The organism is Pseudomonas oleovorans subsp. oleovorans (assembly GCF_002197815.1).
In the GTDB taxonomy this organism is placed as follows: Bacteria; Pseudomonadota; Gammaproteobacteria; order Pseudomonadales; family Pseudomonadaceae; genus Aquipseudomonas; species Aquipseudomonas oleovorans.
On record NZ_NIUB01000061.1, the window covers coordinates 1 to 16,675 of the forward strand.

16 protein-coding genes and 1 pseudogene are annotated in these 16,675 nt (G+C 64.4%); 8 read left to right on the top strand and 9 right to left on the bottom strand.

Annotated features, from left to right (window positions below):
• Together PSOLE_RS24010 and ehuR are read right to left on the bottom strand one after the other, a co-directional pair.
• Positions 1 to 105: pseudogene (locus tag PSOLE_RS24010) on the bottom strand (IS110 family transposase); the annotation flags it as partial.
• A 194-nt stretch (positions 106 to 299) separates the two neighbouring features.
• On the bottom strand, positions 300 to 1,697 hold the full coding sequence (gene ehuR / locus PSOLE_RS22455) for a MocR-like ectoine utilization transcription factor EhuR (RefSeq protein WP_074861098.1): 1,398 nt from the start codon (positions 1,695 to 1,697) through the stop codon (positions 300 to 302).
• A gap of 246 nt (positions 1,698 to 1,943) precedes the next feature.
• On the opposite strand from ehuR, the gene ehuB reads away from it, so the two are divergent.
• The 4 genes from ehuB (at position 1,944) to ehuA (ending at position 4,993) form a co-directional block, all read left to right on the top strand.
• Positions 1,944 to 2,789, top strand: coding sequence for an ectoine/hydroxyectoine ABC transporter substrate-binding protein EhuB (gene ehuB, locus PSOLE_RS22460; RefSeq protein ID WP_074861102.1), 846 nt, complete (start codon positions 1,944 to 1,946; stop codon positions 2,787 to 2,789).
• Between the two features lie 64 nt (positions 2,790 to 2,853).
• Positions 2,854 to 3,513: an ectoine/hydroxyectoine ABC transporter permease subunit EhuC gene (gene ehuC / locus PSOLE_RS22465; RefSeq protein WP_074861096.1), complete on the top strand. Its 660-nt coding sequence runs from the start codon at positions 2,854 to 2,856 to the stop codon at positions 3,511 to 3,513.
• Positions 3,510 to 4,172, top strand: a complete 663-nt coding sequence (gene ehuD / locus PSOLE_RS22470; protein ID WP_072425130.1) for an ectoine/hydroxyectoine ABC transporter permease subunit EhuD — start codon at positions 3,510 to 3,512, stop codon at positions 4,170 to 4,172. Before ehuC ends, ehuD begins: the two co-directional genes overlap by 4 nt.
• Before the next feature lie 41 nt (positions 4,173 to 4,213).
• The gene (gene ehuA, locus PSOLE_RS22475; RefSeq protein WP_088339358.1) at positions 4,214 to 4,993 is read left to right on the top strand and encodes an ectoine/hydroxyectoine ABC transporter ATP-binding protein EhuA; all 780 of its coding nucleotides are present in this window, start codon (positions 4,214 to 4,216) and stop codon (positions 4,991 to 4,993) included.
• A 115-nt stretch (positions 4,994 to 5,108) separates the two neighbouring features.
• Here the strand turns inward: ehuA and PSOLE_RS22480 are convergent, their stop codons facing one another.
• From PSOLE_RS22480 to PSOLE_RS22505, 6 genes are all read right to left on the bottom strand, one after another.
• Positions 5,109 to 6,362: a virulence factor family protein gene (locus tag PSOLE_RS22480; RefSeq protein WP_371821470.1), complete on the bottom strand. Its 1,254-nt coding sequence runs from the start codon at positions 6,360 to 6,362 to the stop codon at positions 5,109 to 5,111.
• Position 6,363: 1 nt separating this feature from the next.
• A complete protein-coding gene (mprF, locus tag PSOLE_RS22485) occupies positions 6,364 to 9,000 on the bottom strand; it encodes a bifunctional lysylphosphatidylglycerol flippase/synthetase MprF (protein WP_074861100.1) in 2,637 nt (878 codons plus the stop codon).
• Between the two features lie 120 nt (positions 9,001 to 9,120).
• Complete coding sequence (locus PSOLE_RS22490) at positions 9,121 to 9,387, bottom strand: PilZ domain-containing protein (protein WP_003458486.1); 267 nt, start codon at positions 9,385 to 9,387, stop codon at positions 9,121 to 9,123.
• Between the two features lie 127 nt (positions 9,388 to 9,514).
• Positions 9,515 to 10,402 (bottom strand): lysophospholipid acyltransferase, encoded by an 888-nt coding sequence (locus tag PSOLE_RS22495; protein WP_074861089.1) that lies wholly within the window; start codon positions 10,400 to 10,402, stop codon positions 9,515 to 9,517.
• A gap of 54 nt (positions 10,403 to 10,456) precedes the next feature.
• Complete coding sequence (locus PSOLE_RS22500) at positions 10,457 to 11,065, bottom strand: pyridoxamine 5'-phosphate oxidase family protein (RefSeq protein WP_003458481.1); 609 nt, start codon at positions 11,063 to 11,065, stop codon at positions 10,457 to 10,459.
• Complete coding sequence (locus PSOLE_RS22505; protein WP_003458479.1) at positions 11,062 to 11,616, bottom strand: DNA-3-methyladenine glycosylase I; 555 nt, start codon at positions 11,614 to 11,616, stop codon at positions 11,062 to 11,064. The genes PSOLE_RS22500 and PSOLE_RS22505 overlap by 4 nt, the downstream gene beginning before the upstream one ends.
• Before the next feature lie 170 nt (positions 11,617 to 11,786).
• On the opposite strand from PSOLE_RS22505, the gene glyQ reads away from it, so the two are divergent.
• From glyQ to PSOLE_RS22525, 4 genes are all read left to right on the top strand, one after another.
• Positions 11,787 to 12,779 (top strand): glycine--tRNA ligase subunit alpha, encoded by a 993-nt coding sequence (gene glyQ, locus PSOLE_RS22510; protein ID WP_045107769.1) that lies wholly within the window; start codon positions 11,787 to 11,789, stop codon positions 12,777 to 12,779.
• On the top strand, positions 12,776 to 14,830 hold the full coding sequence (glyS, locus tag PSOLE_RS22515; protein ID WP_003458474.1) for a glycine--tRNA ligase subunit beta: 2,055 nt from the start codon (positions 12,776 to 12,778) through the stop codon (positions 14,828 to 14,830). The genes glyQ and glyS overlap by 4 nt, the downstream gene beginning before the upstream one ends.
• An 80-nt stretch (positions 14,831 to 14,910) precedes the next feature.
• The gene (gene gmhB / locus PSOLE_RS22520; RefSeq protein ID WP_074861086.1) at positions 14,911 to 15,441 is read left to right on the top strand and encodes a D-glycero-beta-D-manno-heptose 1,7-bisphosphate 7-phosphatase; all 531 of its coding nucleotides are present in this window, start codon (positions 14,911 to 14,913) and stop codon (positions 15,439 to 15,441) included.
• A gap of 13 nt (positions 15,442 to 15,454) precedes the next feature.
• Positions 15,455 to 16,222 (top strand): lysophospholipid acyltransferase family protein, encoded by a 768-nt coding sequence (locus tag PSOLE_RS22525; RefSeq protein ID WP_074861084.1) that lies wholly within the window; start codon positions 15,455 to 15,457, stop codon positions 16,220 to 16,222.
• Positions 16,223 to 16,435: 213 nt separating this feature from the next.
• Here PSOLE_RS22525 and PSOLE_RS24015 read toward each other — a convergent pair.
• Positions 16,436 to 16,675 (bottom strand): hypothetical protein (locus PSOLE_RS24015; protein WP_211281485.1); only part of this gene is annotated, 240 nt, incomplete at its 5' end.

Below are 16,675 nucleotides of genomic sequence, written 5' to 3' on the forward strand. Positions count from 1 at the left end.
ATGCCGTTTGAGTTGCTTGCGGCATTTGACCTGCTCATGGCTGTCGACACCATGAACTTGAAAAACCTGCTTTGCCAAATCCACGCCTATGCGTTTAAGTTTCATGCGGGCTCCCCCTCCGGGATTGTTTGTTTCGTAACCTTCAGTCTGGCGCAATGACGCCGTAGGAGGGAGGAGTCCATCTCATTGGGCTACAAAGCCCCTCTCCCCAGCCCTCTCCCGCAAGCGGGAGAGGGGGCTGATCGGTATGGCGGATAAAATTGTGGGAGCGGCTTCAGCCGCGAAGCTCTTCGACAGAGCTAAAAATCATGCACCTTCGGGTACTGCTCGAACACGTCACGCACGATCTGCACGCCCTGGCGCATCTTCGCTTCGCTGCATTCGGCGCCGACGCACAGGCGCACCGCTCGCGGCCGTGGCATGCCGGGCGGGACGAAGGGGTCGGGCAGGGTCAGCGCGACGTTGCGCCGACGCAGCTCGCGCAGCAGGCCATCGGTCTCCCAGCCTTCGGGCACGCGCAGCCAGCTGTTGAGCGAATAGGGGTGATTGCCGATCAGGTGCTCGCCCAGCTCCTGCTCCACCAGTGCCTGCCGGTTGGCCAGCAATTGCCGCTGCAGTTGCACCAGGTCCTCGGCCTCACCGGAGTCGATCCAGCGCGTGGCGATCTCACCGAGCAGCGACGGCGCCATCCAGCTGTTGACCCGCAGGATGCTCTCGGTGCGCAGGGCCAGGCGCTTGGGCATCACCAGATAACCGATGCGCAGGCCGGTGAGCACCGACTTGGTCATGCTGGTGCAGTAGAACGACAGCTCCGGCGCGTAGTGACTGAGCGGACGCGTGGCCTGCTGGCCGGCCAGCAGCGGGCCGTAGACGTCGTCCTCGATGATGTACACGCCATAGCGGCGGGCGATCTCGGCGATCTCGCGGCGGCGCTCGTCGGGCATCAGCGCGCTGGTGGGGTTGTTCAGGTTGGGCGTGCAGACCAGCGCAGTGATGCGTTCGTTGCCGCACATGTCCTCGAAGTGCTCGGGGTTCAGGCCGTAGCGATCCATCTCCAGGCCCTTGAGGGTGAAGCCAAGCACCTGCGAACTGCCAATGGCACCGTGGTCGGTCAAGCCTTCGCAGAGCACCACGTCATCCGGGCCGGCCAGGGTCGCCAAGGCGAGGAAAATACCGTGGGCGGCGCCGCTGGTCAGCAGTACATCCTCGATGCCGACATCCATACCCAGGCGCGCCAGCCAGCGCACTGCCGACTCGCGCTGGTGCTGCATGCCGGCTATCGGGCGGAAGGCGTGAATCCACGGCTGATCCGCCTCCTGCGCCAGCTCCAGGCAGGTCTGTCGCCACAGGCGATCATGAGCATCGGTGTGCAGGATGCGCGCGTTGGAAAAGTCCATCAGCGCCTGCTCGGTTTGATCGAGCATGCTGGTGGCCACCCGCTCGCTGGTGCGCCGCGAAACGAAACTGCCACGGCCCACTTCGCAGCGCACACGGCCCTGGCGCTCCAGCTCCTTATAGGCGTTGGTCACGGTCTGCACGCTGATACCCAGCGCATCGGAGACCTGACGTTGCGGTGGCAGCCGCTGGCCATCGATCAGGGTACCCTGTTCGATATCGGCGGCGACTGCCTGGACCAGTAGCTTGTACTTCGATTCGCCCGGGCGAGCGTTAGCCAGGGCCTTCTTCCAGTTGTGCATCGATGGCTCCTCCGGCGACTGCGTTCAAGCATCCCGCGTGAGGCGTTACGATTCAATTGTCCTAGTGCAATGCCGTAGCCAAAAAAGCCTTTGTATGCTCGGGCCAAGGGTGGAAAACAGTGCCTCAGGCAACTCAAAAGAACACCACCCGGCGCAGGCCTACTGCGCACCAACGCTCTTGATTTACCTGCCTCCTAACACAGCATGCCGCCACTGGCGGACTACAAGAAACAGGAGAACACCAAGATGAGTAGCGTTATCCCCTCCCGCTTCGGCCGCCTCGCGCTGGCTGTCGCCCTGCTCACCGGTTTCGCTGCCGGCGCCCAGGCCTCGACCCTGGACAAGGTCAAGGACAGCAGCAGCGTGCGCATCGGCTACGCCAACGAAACCCCCTTCGCCTACACCGCCCTCGACGGCAGCGTCACCGGCGAGTCGCCGGAGATCGTCAAGAAGATCTTCGAGCGCATGGGCGTCGAGAAGATCAACCCGGTGCTCACCGAATGGGGCTCGCTGATCCCCGGCCTGCGCGCCAGCCGCTTCGACCTGATCGCCGCCGGCATGTACATCACCCCCGAGCGCTGCAAGCAGGTGCTGTTCACCGACCCGCACTACCAGTTGCCCGATACGCTGCTGACCAAGGCCGGTAACCCGAAGAACCTGCACAGCTACGAAGACATCGCCAAGAGCGGTGCCAAGGTGGCGATCATGTCCGGCACGGTGAACCTGGGTTATGCCCGTAATTCCGGTATCAGCGACGATCAGATCCTCCAGGTGCCGGACACCACCGCGCAGTTGCAAGCCGTGCGCGCCGGTCGCGCCGACGCTGCAGTCGGCACCCAGCTGACCATGAAGGGCCTGGCCGACAAGGGTGGCGACAGCGTCGAAGCCATCGCCGAATTCAAGGACGACCCGGCCCACACTGGCTATGGCGCCCTGGCCTTCCGTCCGGAAGACAAGGAGCTGCGCGATGCAGTGAATGCCGAGCTGAAAAAGTGGCTGGGCAGCGAAGAGCATCTGGCCACGGTCAAGCCCTTCGGCTTCGACCAGTCCAACATCACCGACAAGACCGCCGCCGAACTCTGCGGCCAGTAATGGACGGACAACGCCGCGCACTCCGGTGCGTGGCGCACTTCTGTGCATAGAGCGGTAGACATCCATGACCGATCTTCTCCCCCTGCTGCTGCAAGGCGCCTGGGTCACCGTGCAAGTCACCTTCTGGGGCTCGCTGCTGGCCATCGCCAGCGCGGTGATCGCTGCCCTGGGCAGGCTGTCGCCGATTCGCCCGCTGCGCTGGCTGGCCATCACTTACATCGAAATCTTTCGCGGCACCTCGCTGCTGGTGCAACTGTTCTGGCTGTATTTCGTGCTGCCGATGCCACCGTTCAACGTCGAGATGAGCGCCTTCACAGTGGCCATCGTCGGCCTCGGCCTGCACATCGGCGCCTATGGCGCAGAAGTGATGCGCGGCGCCATCCGCTCGGTGGCCAAGGGTCAGTACGAGGCCTGCACCGCGCTGAACATGCGACCCTCGAAACGCTTCCTGCGCATCATCCTGCCGCAGGCGCTGCTGGCAGCGATTCCGCCGGGCACCAACCTGCTGATCGAGCTGCTGAAGAACACCTCGCTGGTGTCGCTGATCACCCTGTCTGACCTGGCCTTCCGTGCTCGCCAGCTGGATCAGGCGACCTTCATGACCCTGGAGATCTTCGCTCTGGCCCTGCTGCTGTATTTCCTTATGGCCCAGGTGATCAACCTCGGCATGCGCCTGCTGGAAAAACGCCTGAGCCGTGGCCGGATGCGCGGAGGTCTGCAATGAATTTCTTCGACTGGGATTTCGCCCTGAGCATCCTCCCGGATCTGCTCAAGGCATCGCTCAATACCCTGCTGATCACTTTCGCCGGCTTCGCCATCGCCATCGTCGTCGGCCTGCTATTGGCCATCGCCCGACGCAGCAAGCACCTGTGGTTGTCCTGGCCGGTGGCCGGGCTGATCGAGTTCATCCGCAGCACGCCGCTGCTGATCCAGGTGTACTTCCTGTTCTACGTGTTCCCCAACTACGGGCTGAACCTCACTGCGCTGCAGGCGGGCATCCTCGGTATCGCCCTGCACTACGCCTGCTACACCGCCGAGGTCTATCGCGCCGGGCTGGATGCCGTGCCGCGTGGCCAGTGGGAAGCGGTGACGGCGCTGAACATGTCGCCGCTGTCGGCTTATCGGCAGATCATCCTGCCGCAGGCGCTGCGGCCGATCCTGCCGGCGCTGGGCAACTACCTGGTGGCCATGCTCAAGGACACCCCGGTGCTGTCGGCCATCACCGTGGTGGAAATCATGCAGCAGGCCAAGAACATCGGCTCGGAGAGCTTCCGCTACCTCGAGCCCATCACCATGGTCGGTCTTTTCTTCCTGCTGCTCAGCCTGGCCCTGGCCTGGTGCGTGCGGCGCGTGGAAGATCGGCTGGAGGTCACTGCCCGATGACTGCTTTTCTCAACTCTACAGACGCCGCAGGGAGTTCCTCCATGCCCCAGCCCATCGTCCGCTTCACCGACGTGACCAAGCGTTACGGCAACCTCACCGTGCTCAACAAGCTCAACCTGGACGTCGCCGCTGGCGAGAAGGTGGCGATCATCGGCCCCAGCGGCTCGGGCAAGTCGACCTTGCTGCGCGCGCTGATGACCCTGGAGAGCATCGACGAAGGCGTGATTTGCGTCGATGACGAGCCGCTAACCCACATGCCCACCCGCGATGGTCGCCTGGTGCCGGCCAGCGCCAGCCACCAGCGCAAGGTGCGCGGCAAGATCGGCATGGTGTTCCAGAGCTTCAACCTGTTCCCGCACATGTGCGCGCTGCAGAACGTGATCGAGGCGCCGATGCAGGTGCTCGGCATGGGCAGGAAGGAAGCCACCGAACGCGCCGAGGACCTGCTGGCGATGGTCGGCCTGGGCGAAAAGCTGCGCCATTTTCCGTCGCAGCTGTCGGGTGGTCAGCAGCAGCGCGTGGCCATCGCCCGCGCCCTGGCGATGCGGCCCAAGGTGATGCTGTTCGACGAAGTAACCTCGGCGCTCGACCCCGAGCTGTGCGGCGAAGTGCTCAACGTGATTCGCCGCCTCGGCAGCGAGCACAACCTGACCATGCTGATGGTCACCCACCAGATGGGTTTCGCCCGCGAGTTCGCCGACCGCGTGTGCTTCTTCCACCAGGGCTGCATCCATGAGCAGGGCACGCCGGATCAGCTGTTCGGCAACCCGCAGCAGGAGCGGACGAAGGCGTTTCTGAGTGCGGTGAACGAGGCCAATTGAGGCAGGTTCAGGCCCTGCTGCGCGCAATCTTGTAGGAGCGGCTTTAGCCGCGATTTTTCGCGGATGAATCCGCTCCTACAGAATCAGGGCAATCCATTGGCATGCGTCAGCGAGACTAACGCGGCTGCCGCGCCTTGATCGCCGCCAGCATCTTCTCTGCCAGCGCGGCGTAATCACCATCGAAGTGGTGCCCGCCCTCGATCACCAGGCGCTCCCCCGGGGCACCGGCTTCAGTGCAGCCGCTTTCGGCCGCTTCCTCGCTGCCGTAGATGCAATACACCTTGGCCGCCGGCACCTTGCGCAGTTCGGGGCCGATCGGTGCCTCCGCGCCATCCTTGCCGAGCCAGCCGCTGACAGCGATCTCGAAACTGCCAGTGCGGGCGAAGGCCAGCAGCAGCATGGCGTCGACCTGCTGCTGATCACTGGCCGGCAGGCGGTTGTAGATCGCCGGCAGCACGTCGGCGCCAAAGGAGTAGCCGGCCAGCACGAAACGCTTGATATGCCACTTGTCGCGGTACTGCTGCATCAGCCGCGACAAGTCGGCGGCGCTCTGTTCCGGGCTCTTGTGCTGCCAGTAGTAACGCAGGGTGTCGATGCCAACCACCGGATAACCGGCTGCGGCCATGTGCTCGGCGGACGCACGGTCCAGATCGCGCCAGCCACCATCGCCGGAATAGAACAGGGTCAGGGTATCTGCCGGTTGCGCAGAGGGGTGCTCGATCACCGGCATCGCCGCACCTTGTCCGGCGAGCAGGTGCTGTAGTTGATCGGCCAGCAGAGTCGGCAGCGGCGTACCCAGCGCGCCGATCCGCGGCTCGCCGTTACCCTGCTCCCGCAAAAACCGCGCGTTGTCATCGCCCGGGTTGTCGTTCCACAGGGCGATCCAGTGACCGTGCTCCGCCCTTTGTGGCAGCGGCGCGGCGCAATCGGGCTTGGCCAGGTCGAAGCCGACCGACAGCGCCTGGGCCTGATCGTCGCGCTGCGCCGCCAGCCAGCGCCAGGCCGAGGCTGCTGCCGGGCCGATACCGGCCACCAGTGTCGGCGCGCCGCCCAGCTCCTCGCTGGCCTGGCTGATCAGTTGCTGTTGCGCCTTGCAGTCGCCCGCGACGAAGGGCAATTGCAGCAGGCGCAGATCGCCGCCCTCGGCAAAACGGCGTAGCGTGGTTTCATCCAGCGCCTGGTCGGCCGGCGCGAGCAGCAGCACACGCTGACGCGCTTCGCCCTGGCTCAGCAGTTGCGCCGAGGTGCCCTGTATCTGCACCGTCTGCAGATGCGGTAGCGCACGCATCGACCACCACCAACCCACAGCGCCTGCAGCCAGAGCCGTAACCAGCAACAACCCACCCAGCGTCCTTGTCGTCCTGCTCATCTCAACGCCTTACCAGTCCACCCAGGCCGCCTGCGATCAGCGCGGCGGTGTCGGCCAATGCCACCCAGGGATCGATCCCGGCCGGCACGGCCAGGTAACGTGGCTCCCACTGCGGCAGGAATTTATCCTTGAAACGACGCAGGCCCTGGAAGTTGTAGAAATTCTCGCCACGGTCGAACACCAGCGCACCCAGGCGCAATGGCAGCGGCGCCCCCTTGCGCGTTTGCAGGCCGGCCAGGGGCACCATGCCGAGGCTGAAGCGTGCATAGCCCTCGCTCTGGAATTGCTGGATCAGGCCGAGCATGAGGAACTCCATGGTCGACTTCGGCGCATCCGGCAGCACACGCATCAGGTCGAGGCTGGCCACAGCGCGTGTCTCGCATTCCAGCAGGTTGGCGAAGGCCACCCCGCGACCTTCGAAACGCACCACCACGACGCGAAAATGTGCCAGGTATTCAGGGCTGAAACGGCCGAGGGAAAAGCCTTTCTCGCGTACGTTCTTGCCCTGCAGCCAGGCGTCGGAGATCGCCTGCAGCTCCGCCATCGGCACCTGGCCGGGGGCATGGAATTCCAGGCTCAGGCCATCGCGTTGGCCGCGGTTCCAGGTGTAGCGCAGCGCCTTCATCTCCTTGCCATTGCTGGCCAGGTCGAAGGTCTTTAGATCCACCAGTGCTTCCTCGCCGAGTTTCAGCGCGGTCAGGCCGATGTCGATATAGCCGGGCAGGTTCTCCGCGCGCACCTGGTAGAACACCGGCCGCGCATGATGGCGGTCACACAGGTCACGGAACTGCCAGATCAGCTCGGCACGGGCGGCCGGCGGGCCAATGGGATCGAACAGCGCCACCAGGCTGCGTCCACGTCGGGCGTACATCAGGAAGGCCTCGCCGTCGGGGTGGAACAGCAGCGCTTTGTCACCACTCAGCGCCAGGCCACCCTCAGGCTGGCGTGAGGCTCGGACGATGGCACGGGCACGCAGCAACGCATCCTCGTCCGGCAGGCTGATACTTGGCGGCGTGGCACGCAGCAGCCAGGTCAGGCCGACGGCCAGGAGCACCAGGGCGCTGCCCAGTGCGGCACGCAGGCCGCGCGGGGCATTGGCATCCAGCTCGAACTGCCACCACAGCTGATGGCTGTAGGCGACATCCTGATAGACGAACAGCAGCAGCCACACCGAGGCAGCGATCACCCCGACCGTGGCCGCCAGCACCAGGCCGGATGCTGGTACGTCCATCAACCGGCTACGCCGGTAGAACTCGCGCCGAAACAGTGCCAGCAAGGCGGCGATGGCCGCCAGGGCCAGGGCCTCCGGCCAGTCGAAGCCCTTGAGCAATGACAGCACCACACCCAGGCAGAGCAGCACCAGGGTCAGTGCCCAGGCCGCCGACAAGCGACGACGCAGCCCTTGCGCCAGCAGCAGGCAAAGCGTACCGACCAGGCTGGCCGCCAGGTGCGAGGCGGCGATCAGTTGCGGCGGCATGAGAAAGCCCAGCGCTTCCAGATGCTCGTCCACGGTCGGCGTCACCCCGGAGAACAGCAGCACCATGCCGGCACAGAACACCAGCAGCGCCAGCAGCGGCACCGCCATACCACTGGCCACGCGCGCCACCTGTCGTGGGAACCACAAGCGGCGCGCCTCGGCAGCCAGCAGCAGGAGCCCGGCCGCCACCAGCGGTAGCACCACATAGACCAGGCGATAGAGCAGCATCGCCGTGACCAGACCGGCCGGGTCGATGCGCGAGGAAAAGGCCGCCAGCAGCACTGCCTCGAAGACCCCGACACCGCCCGGCACATGGCTCAGTACGCCGGCCGCCAGCGCCAGCATGTAGATCAGCACGAAGGACGAAAAAGGCGGCGCCTCGGGCAGCAGCAGGTACAGCACGCTGGCGGCGATCAGCACGTCGAGGCTGCTGATCAGCAGCTGCGTCAGGCTCATGCGTAGGCCTGGCAGACGCAGACTGAAACGGCCCAGATCCACCTGCCAGCAGCCGGGCGCGGGGCGCTCGGCCAGGCGTTTGCGGCTGACCAGCAGCACCACGGCCGTGGCGGCGACCAGCACGACGACGGCCAACGCCGCCAGCACCGGCTCGGACAGGCGCAGCGCGGCCGAGGCATCCTCGAGATCGAACAGCGCCGCCAATGCTGCGAGGATCGGCAGGCTGACGCCGAGCGACAGGCTGGCGAACAGGCTCATGCGTGCCACATCGCCCGCGCCAAGGCCGTTGCGCCCATACAGGCGATAACGCACCGAGCCGCCGGACAACGCCGACAGGCCCACGGCATTGCCGATGGCGAAGGCGCAGAAGCCGCCCAGCGCCAGGGTCGGCGGCGGCAGGTTGACGTTGGCGTAGCGGCTGGCCGACCACTCGTAGGCGAGCATTACCGCAAAGCCCAGCACGGTCGCCAGCAGGGCACCAAGCAGCGCCTGCGGCGGCACAGCGGCCAGCGATTCGCGCACCTGATCCGGGTTGATTTCACGCACCAGATGCCAGCAGGCGAGCAGCGCCACGCCGAACAGCAACAGTGAAAGACCGAGGCCGATCAGTTGGCGGTTGCGTTGCAACCAGCCGGGTTGTGAAGGAGGAAGAAGATCAGGCGAATCAGCGCCCTGGGCGGGGAGTTCGGGTACCGCTCGACTTATGTCGAAAACGCCTCTGATGGACGCCACCTCGGAGTGAGGCCTAGATCAGAGTGTAGATGTAACAAAATGCTCCATTGAGCTGAAACGCTCGTTGCGAATGTCCGAACTGGCTGGCGCCGTTCAGGCCTCGCCGAGAAAACGCAGGCCGGCGCCTTCGGGATCCACGCGCATCACTTCCATCTTCAATACCGGGGCGGGGAAAGGTAGATCCTGTACCTGGCCAATCACTTCGGTGCCGACCGACAAGCTGGCCATGTCCGGGTGCTTCACATAGACACCACTGTCGGACAGGTCACGGGTCTGTGCCAGCAGCTCACCGAAGCTGGGGTGGCTGATCTTGATCCGGCACTTCATCGGGGTACGCACCTGCTGACGCTGGTTCGGCATGGAGGCTCCGGGGGTAGGCGGACGATGCAGCCTTTAATAACGCAAAATCGAAGCAATTCCCAACGCTCGACAGAAAAAAGGCGCCATCGAGGCGCCTTCGTTCATCACCATGCTCTGTGGCAGTACGTCAGTACCACTTGGCCTCGCCCTCGGGGCGCTTCTTGAAGCGCTTCATGCTCCACATGTACTGGCTCGGGTAGTTACGCACGTAACGCGACACCACTTCGCTCATCGCCGCCACGCCTTCTTCGACGTTCTCGCTGTACATGCCTTCGGGGGCAGCCTCGAGGATCACCTTGTAGCCGCTGCCATCCGGCAGGCGCAGCGCATGCAGGAACACGCCGACCGCCTTGCCGCCGGTGAGCATGCCGGGGACGAACTTGCTGGTCAGCGCGGTGGTGCCGAGGAAGGGTACGAACACCCCCGACGAACGGCTCGGCTCCGGGTCGGCCGGAATGCCCACGGCGCCGCCCTTGCGCACTTCCTTGATGACACTGAGGATGCCTTCCTTGGTCGACGGCGCCACGCGGTTGCCCATCTGCACGCGCTGCTGCTGCAGCAGCTCGTCGACCGCCTTGAGCTTCGGTGGGCGGTAGAAAATGATCGGTTTGCACTGGTTGCAGTAGAAGTGGTTGAGCACTTCCCAGTTGCCCAGATGGCTGGTGATGCCGACCACGCCCTTGCCGGAGGCCAGCGCCTGTTGCAGCACCTCCAGACCTTCCACTTCGCGCACCAGCTTGAGCGACTTCTGCGCCGGCCAGATCCAGGCGCAGGCGCTTTCGGTCAGGGTCTTGCCGATGTCCTTGAGGCTCTGCCCGACCAGGTGCTCGCGCTCGGCCTCGCTTAGTTCGGGGAAGCACTTGCTCAGGTTGATGCGCACGACATCGCGCGAGCTGTTCGGCAGTTTCCACATCAGCCAACCGATGGCATTGCCCACGGCCTGCACCGCACGCCAGGGCAGCAGTGCGAACAGGCGCAGGAAACCCACCACCAGAGCGCCCTTGAGTTTTTCCACGACAGACTCCACCGCTCAGAAAAGCGCCAAGTGTAACGGCGTGAGCCCATGCAGTCAGTACAGGCTGGTGCGCTGCCGCTGTTGCAGGTCGCGCTCATAGGCCGCGACGTCGAAGGTTTCATCGATGCAGCGGAAGATATCACCGGCGCTGGGCAGGCTGCCGCGCTCGACCTGGCGCGCGGCATCCCATAGCCCCGAACGCAGCGCCGCCTTGGCACACTGGAAATAGCAACTCTGCACCTGAATGCGCAGCACGCTGCGCGGCAGCTTGCCCTGAACGCGGCCCAGCTCGAGCAGCTCGGGATCGAGGGAGATTTCCGCGCGGCCGTTGACCCGCAGGCTCTCGCCCACACCGGGAATCAGGAACAGCAGCGCCACCTGCGGATTGAGGACGATATTGCGCAGGCTATCGATGCGGTTGTTACCAGGGCGATCCGGCAGCAGCAGGGTCTGATCATCGAGAATCTGCACGAAGCCCGGCGCATCACCGCGCGGCGAGCAATCCAGGCCATCCGCGCCGGCGCTGGCCAACACCACGAAGGGCGAGGCCTGGATCAGCGCACGATAAGGTTCGATCAGGTGCGGCAGCTCCTTGCGCCGCGAGCGCTCGTGACTTTCGCCGTACAGTGCCTGCAGTTCACCGAGGGTGGTGATGGTGGTCATGAGCCCTTCAGTTGGGCATAACGGTCGCAGTCGGTGGTGTGATCCATCACCATACCCGTGGCCTGCATGAAGGCATAGCAGATGGTCGGCCCGACGAAGGTGAAGCCAGCCTTCTTCAGCGCCTTGCTCATCGCCTCGGCTTCGGGCGTCACTGCCAGCATCTGGCTGCGGTCGCTGAAGTGGTTGATCTTCGGCGCGCCGCCAACGAACGACCAGAGCCAGGTCACCGGATCCTCCAGTTGCAGCCAGGCCTGGGCGTTCTGCCGCACAGCCTTGAGTTTGAGGCGGTTGCGGATGATCCCGGGGTCCTGCATCAGCACCTCGATCTCTTCGTCAGTGAGGCGGGCCAGACGCTCGGGATCGAAGCCATGCAGTACCTGGCGATAACGCTCGCGCTTCTTCAGCACGGTGATCCACGACAGGCCGGCCTGCGCGCCCTCGAGCAACAGCATCTCGAACAGATGCCGGGCATCGCGCTGCGGCACGCCCCATTCCTCGTCGTGGTAGGCCTGGTACAGCGGATCGTCGGTACACCAGAAGCAACGGGGCATGGCGGAAAGCCTCGGTCAGGATGAAGCAGCGACTATAATCATAAAACAGCTGGATATAAATACAGCTACATACATCACGGATGATGCCGATGTGCCGTACCCTGCGGCCTGCGCCGAGTTTCGATATACTCCCCGGCTTTCCCTCGCAAGCCTCCACAGGTGATTTTTTCGTGAGCCAGAACAAGCCTGCCGTGCGCACCTTCCAGGACCTGATCCTGGCCCTGCAGAACTACTGGGCCGAACAGGGCTGCGTGGTGCTGCAACCCTACGACATGGAAGTGGGCGCCGGCACCTTCCACACCGCCACCTTCCTGCGCGCCGTCGGCCCGGAGACCTGGAACGCCGCCTACGTGCAGCCTTCGCGTCGCCCGACCGACGGTCGCTACGGCGAAAACCCCAACCGCCTGCAGCACTACTACCAGTTCCAGGTGGTCTTGAAGCCCAACCCGGAGAACTTCCAGGAGCTGTACCTGGGTTCGCTCAAGGCCATCGGCCTCGACCCGGAAGTGCATGACATCCGCTTCGTCGAAGACAACTGGGAATCGCCGACTCTCGGTGCCTGGGGTCTGGGCTGGGAAATCTGGCTCAACGGCATGGAAGTCACCCAGTTCACCTACTTCCAGCAAGTCGGTGGCCTCGAGTGCTACCCGGTGACCGGCGAGATCACCTACGGCCTGGAGCGCCTGGCCATGTACCTGCAGGGCGTCGACTCGGTCTACGACCTGATCTGGACCGACGGCCCGTTCGGCACCGTGACCTATGGCGATGTGTTCCACCAGAACGAAGTGGAGCAGTCCACCTACAACTTCGAGCACGCCAACGTCGAGAAGCTGTTCGAGCTGTTCGATTTCTACGAGAGCGAAGCCAACCGCCTGATCGAGCTGGAGCTGCCGCTGCCGACCTACGAGATGGTGCTCAAGGCCTCGCACACCTTCAACCTGCTCGACGCCCGCCGTGCCATCTCGGTGACCGCACGTCAGCAGTACATCCTGCGCGTGCGCACCCTGGCGCGCGCCGTGGCGCAGAGCTACCTGCAGGCGCGCGCCAAGCTCGGCTTCCCCATGGCCACCCCCGAACTGCGTGACGAAGTACTGGCCAAGCTCAAGGATGCGGGTCTCCTGCAAGACGAAGTACTGGGCAACACCCTGGAGGCGCAAGCATGAGTGCACAAGATTTCCTGGTCGAACTGGGCACCGAAGAGCTGCCACCGAAAGCCCTGAAAAGCCTCGGTGACGCCTTCCTCGCCGGTATCGAGAAAGGCCTCAAGGCCGCTGGCCTGGGCTACGCCGCCAGCCGCGTGTACGCCGCGCCGCGCCGCCTGGCGGTGCTGGTCGAGCAGCTCGAAGAACAGCAGGCCGATCGCAGCATGAACCTCGACGGCCCACCCATCCAGGCCGCCTTCGACGCCGACGGCAACCCGACCCAGGCCGCCCTGGGCTTCGCCCGCAAGTGCGGCGTGGACATCGCCGAGATCGACCGCAGCGGCGCGAAACTGCGTTTCGCCCAGCACATCCCCGGCCAGCCGGCGGTGAACCTGCTGCCGACCATCGTGCAGGACTCGCTGAACGACCTGCCGATCCCGAAACGCATGCGCTGGGCCGCCCGTCGTGACGAGTTCGTGCGCCCGACCCAGTGGCTGGTGATGCTGTTCGGTGACGCCGTGGTCGACTGCGAGATCCTTGCGCAGAAGGCTGGTCGCGTGTCCCGTGGCCACCGCTTCCACGCCAACCGTGACGTACGCATCAGCAGTCCGGCCAACTACGCCGAAGACCTGCGTAGCGCCTATGTGCTGGCCGACTTCGCCGAACGCCGCGAGCTCATCAGCCGCCGCGTCGACGAACTGGCTGCGGCCGAGCAGGGCAGCGCTATCGTGCCGCCGGCGCTGCTGGATGAAGTGACCGCCCTGGTCGAATGGCCGGTGCCGCTGGTTTGCTCCTTCGAGGAGCGCTTCCTCGAGGTGCCGCAGGAAGCACTGATCAGCACCATGCAGGACAACCAGAAGTACTTCTGCCTGCTCGATGGCAACGGCAAGCTGCTGCCGCGCTTCATCACCGTGGCCAACGTCGAGTCCAAGGACCCGGCGCAGATCGTCTCGGGTAACGAGAAGGTGGTGCGTCCGCGCCTGACCGACGCCGAGTTCTTCTTCAAGCAGGACAAGAAGCAGAAGCTCGAAGGCTTCAACCAGCGCCTGGCCAACGTGGTGTTCCAGGCACAACTGGGTTCGGTATTTGAAAAAGCCCAACGGGTATCGGCGCTCGCCGGTTTTATCGCTCGTGAAGTCGGTGGCGACGCCCAGCGCGCCGCCCGTGCCGGCCTGCTGTCGAAATGCGACCTGGCCACCGAGATGGTTGGCGAATTCCCCGAAATGCAGGGCATCGCCGGCTACTACTACGCGCTCAGCGACGGTGAGCCGCAGGACGTCGCCCTGGCCCTGAACGAGCAGTACATGCCGCGCGGTGCTGGTGCCGAACTGCCGAGCACCCTCACCGGTGCTGCCGTGGCCGTGGCCGACAAGCTCGACACCCTGGTCGGCATCTTCGGCATCGGCATGCTGCCGACCGGCTCGAAAGACCCCTACGCCCTGCGCCGCGCCGCCCTCGGCGTGCTGCGCATCCTGATCGAGAAGGGCCTGGATCTGGACCTGGCCACTGCGGTCGACTTCGCCGTCGCCCAGTATGCCGGCAAGATCAAGACCGACGGTCTGGCAGCTCAGGTGCTGGAGTTCATCTTCGACCGCCTGCGTGCGCGCTACGAAGACGAAGGCATCGAAGTCGCCGTGTACCAGGCCGTGCGTGCGGTGGGCCCGACCTCGCCGCTGGACTTCGACCAGCGCGTGCAGGCCGTGCAGGCCTTCCGCAAACTGCCGCAGGCTGCTGCCCTGGCCGCCGCCAACAAGCGCGTGTCGAACCTGCTGAGCAAGGCCGAAGGTGGCGTCGCCGCCCAGGTCGAAGCGCACTACTTCGACAACCCCAGCGAGTTCGCCCTGCACGCCGCCATCCAGCAGGCCGACCAGGCCGTACAGCCGCTGGCCGCCGCCCGCCAGTACAACGAGGCCCTGGCCAAGCTTGCCAGCCTGCGTGAGCCGGTGGACGCCTTCTTCGAGGCGGTACTGGTCAATGCCGAAGACGCGCGCGTGCGCGCCAACCGTTACGCCCTGTTGGCTCGCCTGCGCGGGCTGTTCCTCGGCGTAGCGGATATTTCGGTGCTGGGCTAAGGCCTTCGTAGGAGCAAGCTCCGCGCGCGAAAGCGTTCGCGAGCAGAGCTCGCTCCTACGGCAGACTCTGAAACGACTGAATGAAACTACTGATCCTCGACCGCGACGGTGTCATCAACCAGGATTCCGACGCCTATATCAAGACGCTCGACGAATGGATTCCGATCCCCTCGTCGATCGCCGCTATCGCACGCCTGTCCAAGGCGGGCTGGACAGTGGCCGTGGCCACCAACCAGTCCGGCATCGCCCGTGGCTATTACGACCTGGCGACCCTGGAGTCGATGCACACGCGCCTGCGCCAGCTGGTGGCCGAGCAGGGCGGTGAGGTCGGTCTGATCGTGCATTGCCCGCACGGGCCGGACGACGGCTGCGACTGCCGCAAGCCGAAACCAGGCATGCTCCGGCAGATTGCTGCGCACTACGCCACGGATCTGCCAGGAATCTGGTTCGTCGGCGATACCGGCGGTGACCTGCAGGCGGCGCTGGCCGTCGATTGTCAGCCTGTGCTGGTGAAAACCGGCAAGGGCGAGCGAACCCTGGCCAAGCCCCTGCCGCCAGGAACCCTGGTATTCGATGATCTGGCGGCTGTCGCCGATCAACTGCTCTCATAAGGTGTGAAGGTTCATGGCGCTAGTGCAGGCATTCAGAGTCACGCTTTTCTACCTGCTGCTGTCGTCCAGCTCGTTCTTCTGGTGCCTGATCAGCCTGGTGGTCGCACCGCTGCTGCCGTTCCGCCAACGCTACCGCTTCGTCGTCCAGGCCTGGTGCAACTGCGCCGTGTGGCTGGCCAAGGTGATCGTCGGTATCCGCTATGAAGTGCGCGGCGTGGAGAACATTCCCGAGCGCCCCTGCGTGATCCTCGCCAACCACCAGAGCACCTGGGAAACCTTCTTCCTCTCCGCCTATTTCGAGCCGCTCAGCCAGGTGGTCAAGCGCGAGCTGCTGCGCGTGCCGTTCTTCGGCTGGGGCATGGCGCTGCTCAAGCCCATCGCCATCGACCGCAGCAACCCCAAGGCCGCGCTCAAGCAACTGGCCAAGCAGGGCGACGAGCGTCTCAAGCAGGGCGCCTGGGTGCTGGTGTTCCCCGAAGGCACGCGGATTCCGCCAGGCCAGATCGGCAAGTTCTCCCGTGGTGGAACTGCCCTGGCGGTGAATGCCGGCCTGCCGGTGCTGCCCATCGCCCACAACGCCGGTGAGTTCTGGCCCAAGGCCGGCTGGGGCAAGCGCCCGGGCACTATCCAGGTGATCATCGGCCAGCCGATGTACGCAGAAGGCGAAGGGCCGCGTGCCATCGCCGAGCTCAACGAACGTGCTTTTCACTGGGTACGCCAGCAACAGACCGAACTGCGTGGCGAAGAGCCGCAGCTGAGCCGACTGGGCGAAACCGCCTGATCTGTGGATAAGCTGTGTACGAAACACAATCAAATCGCCACTATTGCTTGTATCTAGCTGATTTTACTGGCGAATTGTCATCGCTAGGAAAATCGCCTAACAGGGTATAAGTTGTCGCCTCTGTAGGGCGGGTGCAACCCGCCATCAGCGCTTTGGCGGCTTGCACCTGTCGAGGGGCGACAAAGGCGTCATTCCTCAACCTATATAAATCAATTACTTAGGCGTTAAATGGGCACAATTATTGGCATGATTGAGCCACATAAAATGGCATTTTCTGTCGAAATGACCGCAATTAGTGTCATTTTCCGCAAGCCCCTGAATCGAGCTGCGGATTTCGGTGAACGTGACCGAGCGTTTCGCTAATACGTGACCGGTGCTTCCACCCCGGTTGCGCGGGTTCTGGATTGTAATCGCATCGGTCACGATGCGGCTTGTTCCTCGGCTTTTTTTCGG

Excerpts from the sequence above, each read along its gene's own strand:
- ehuR (WP_074861098.1), bottom strand. The coding sequence starts at position 1,697 with ATGCACAACTGGAAGAAGGCCCTGGCTAACGCTCGCCCGGGCGAATCG.
- ehuB (WP_074861102.1), top strand. The coding sequence starts at position 1,944 with ATGAGTAGCGTTATCCCCTCCCGCTTCGGCCGCCTCGCGCTGGCTGTC.
- ehuC (WP_074861096.1), top strand. The coding sequence starts at position 2,854 with ATGACCGATCTTCTCCCCCTGCTGCTGCAAGGCGCCTGGGTCACCGTG.
- ehuD (WP_072425130.1), top strand. The coding sequence starts at position 3,510 with ATGAATTTCTTCGACTGGGATTTCGCCCTGAGCATCCTCCCGGATCTG.
- ehuA (WP_088339358.1), top strand. The coding sequence starts at position 4,214 with ATGCCCCAGCCCATCGTCCGCTTCACCGACGTGACCAAGCGTTACGGC.
- PSOLE_RS22480 (WP_371821470.1), bottom strand. The coding sequence starts at position 6,362 with ATGAGCAGGACGACAAGGACGCTGGGTGGGTTGTTGCTGGTTACGGCT.
- PSOLE_RS22490 (WP_003458486.1), bottom strand. The coding sequence starts at position 9,387 with ATGCCGAACCAGCGTCAGCAGGTGCGTACCCCGATGAAGTGCCGGATC.
- PSOLE_RS22500 (WP_003458481.1), bottom strand. The coding sequence starts at position 11,065 with ATGACCACCATCACCACCCTCGGTGAACTGCAGGCACTGTACGGCGAA.
- PSOLE_RS22505 (WP_003458479.1), bottom strand. The coding sequence starts at position 11,616 with ATGCCCCGTTGCTTCTGGTGTACCGACGATCCGCTGTACCAGGCCTAC.
- glyS (WP_003458474.1), top strand. The coding sequence starts at position 12,776 with ATGAGTGCACAAGATTTCCTGGTCGAACTGGGCACCGAAGAGCTGCCA.
- gmhB (WP_074861086.1), top strand. The coding sequence starts at position 14,911 with ATGAAACTACTGATCCTCGACCGCGACGGTGTCATCAACCAGGATTCC.
- PSOLE_RS22525 (WP_074861084.1), top strand. The coding sequence starts at position 15,455 with ATGGCGCTAGTGCAGGCATTCAGAGTCACGCTTTTCTACCTGCTGCTG.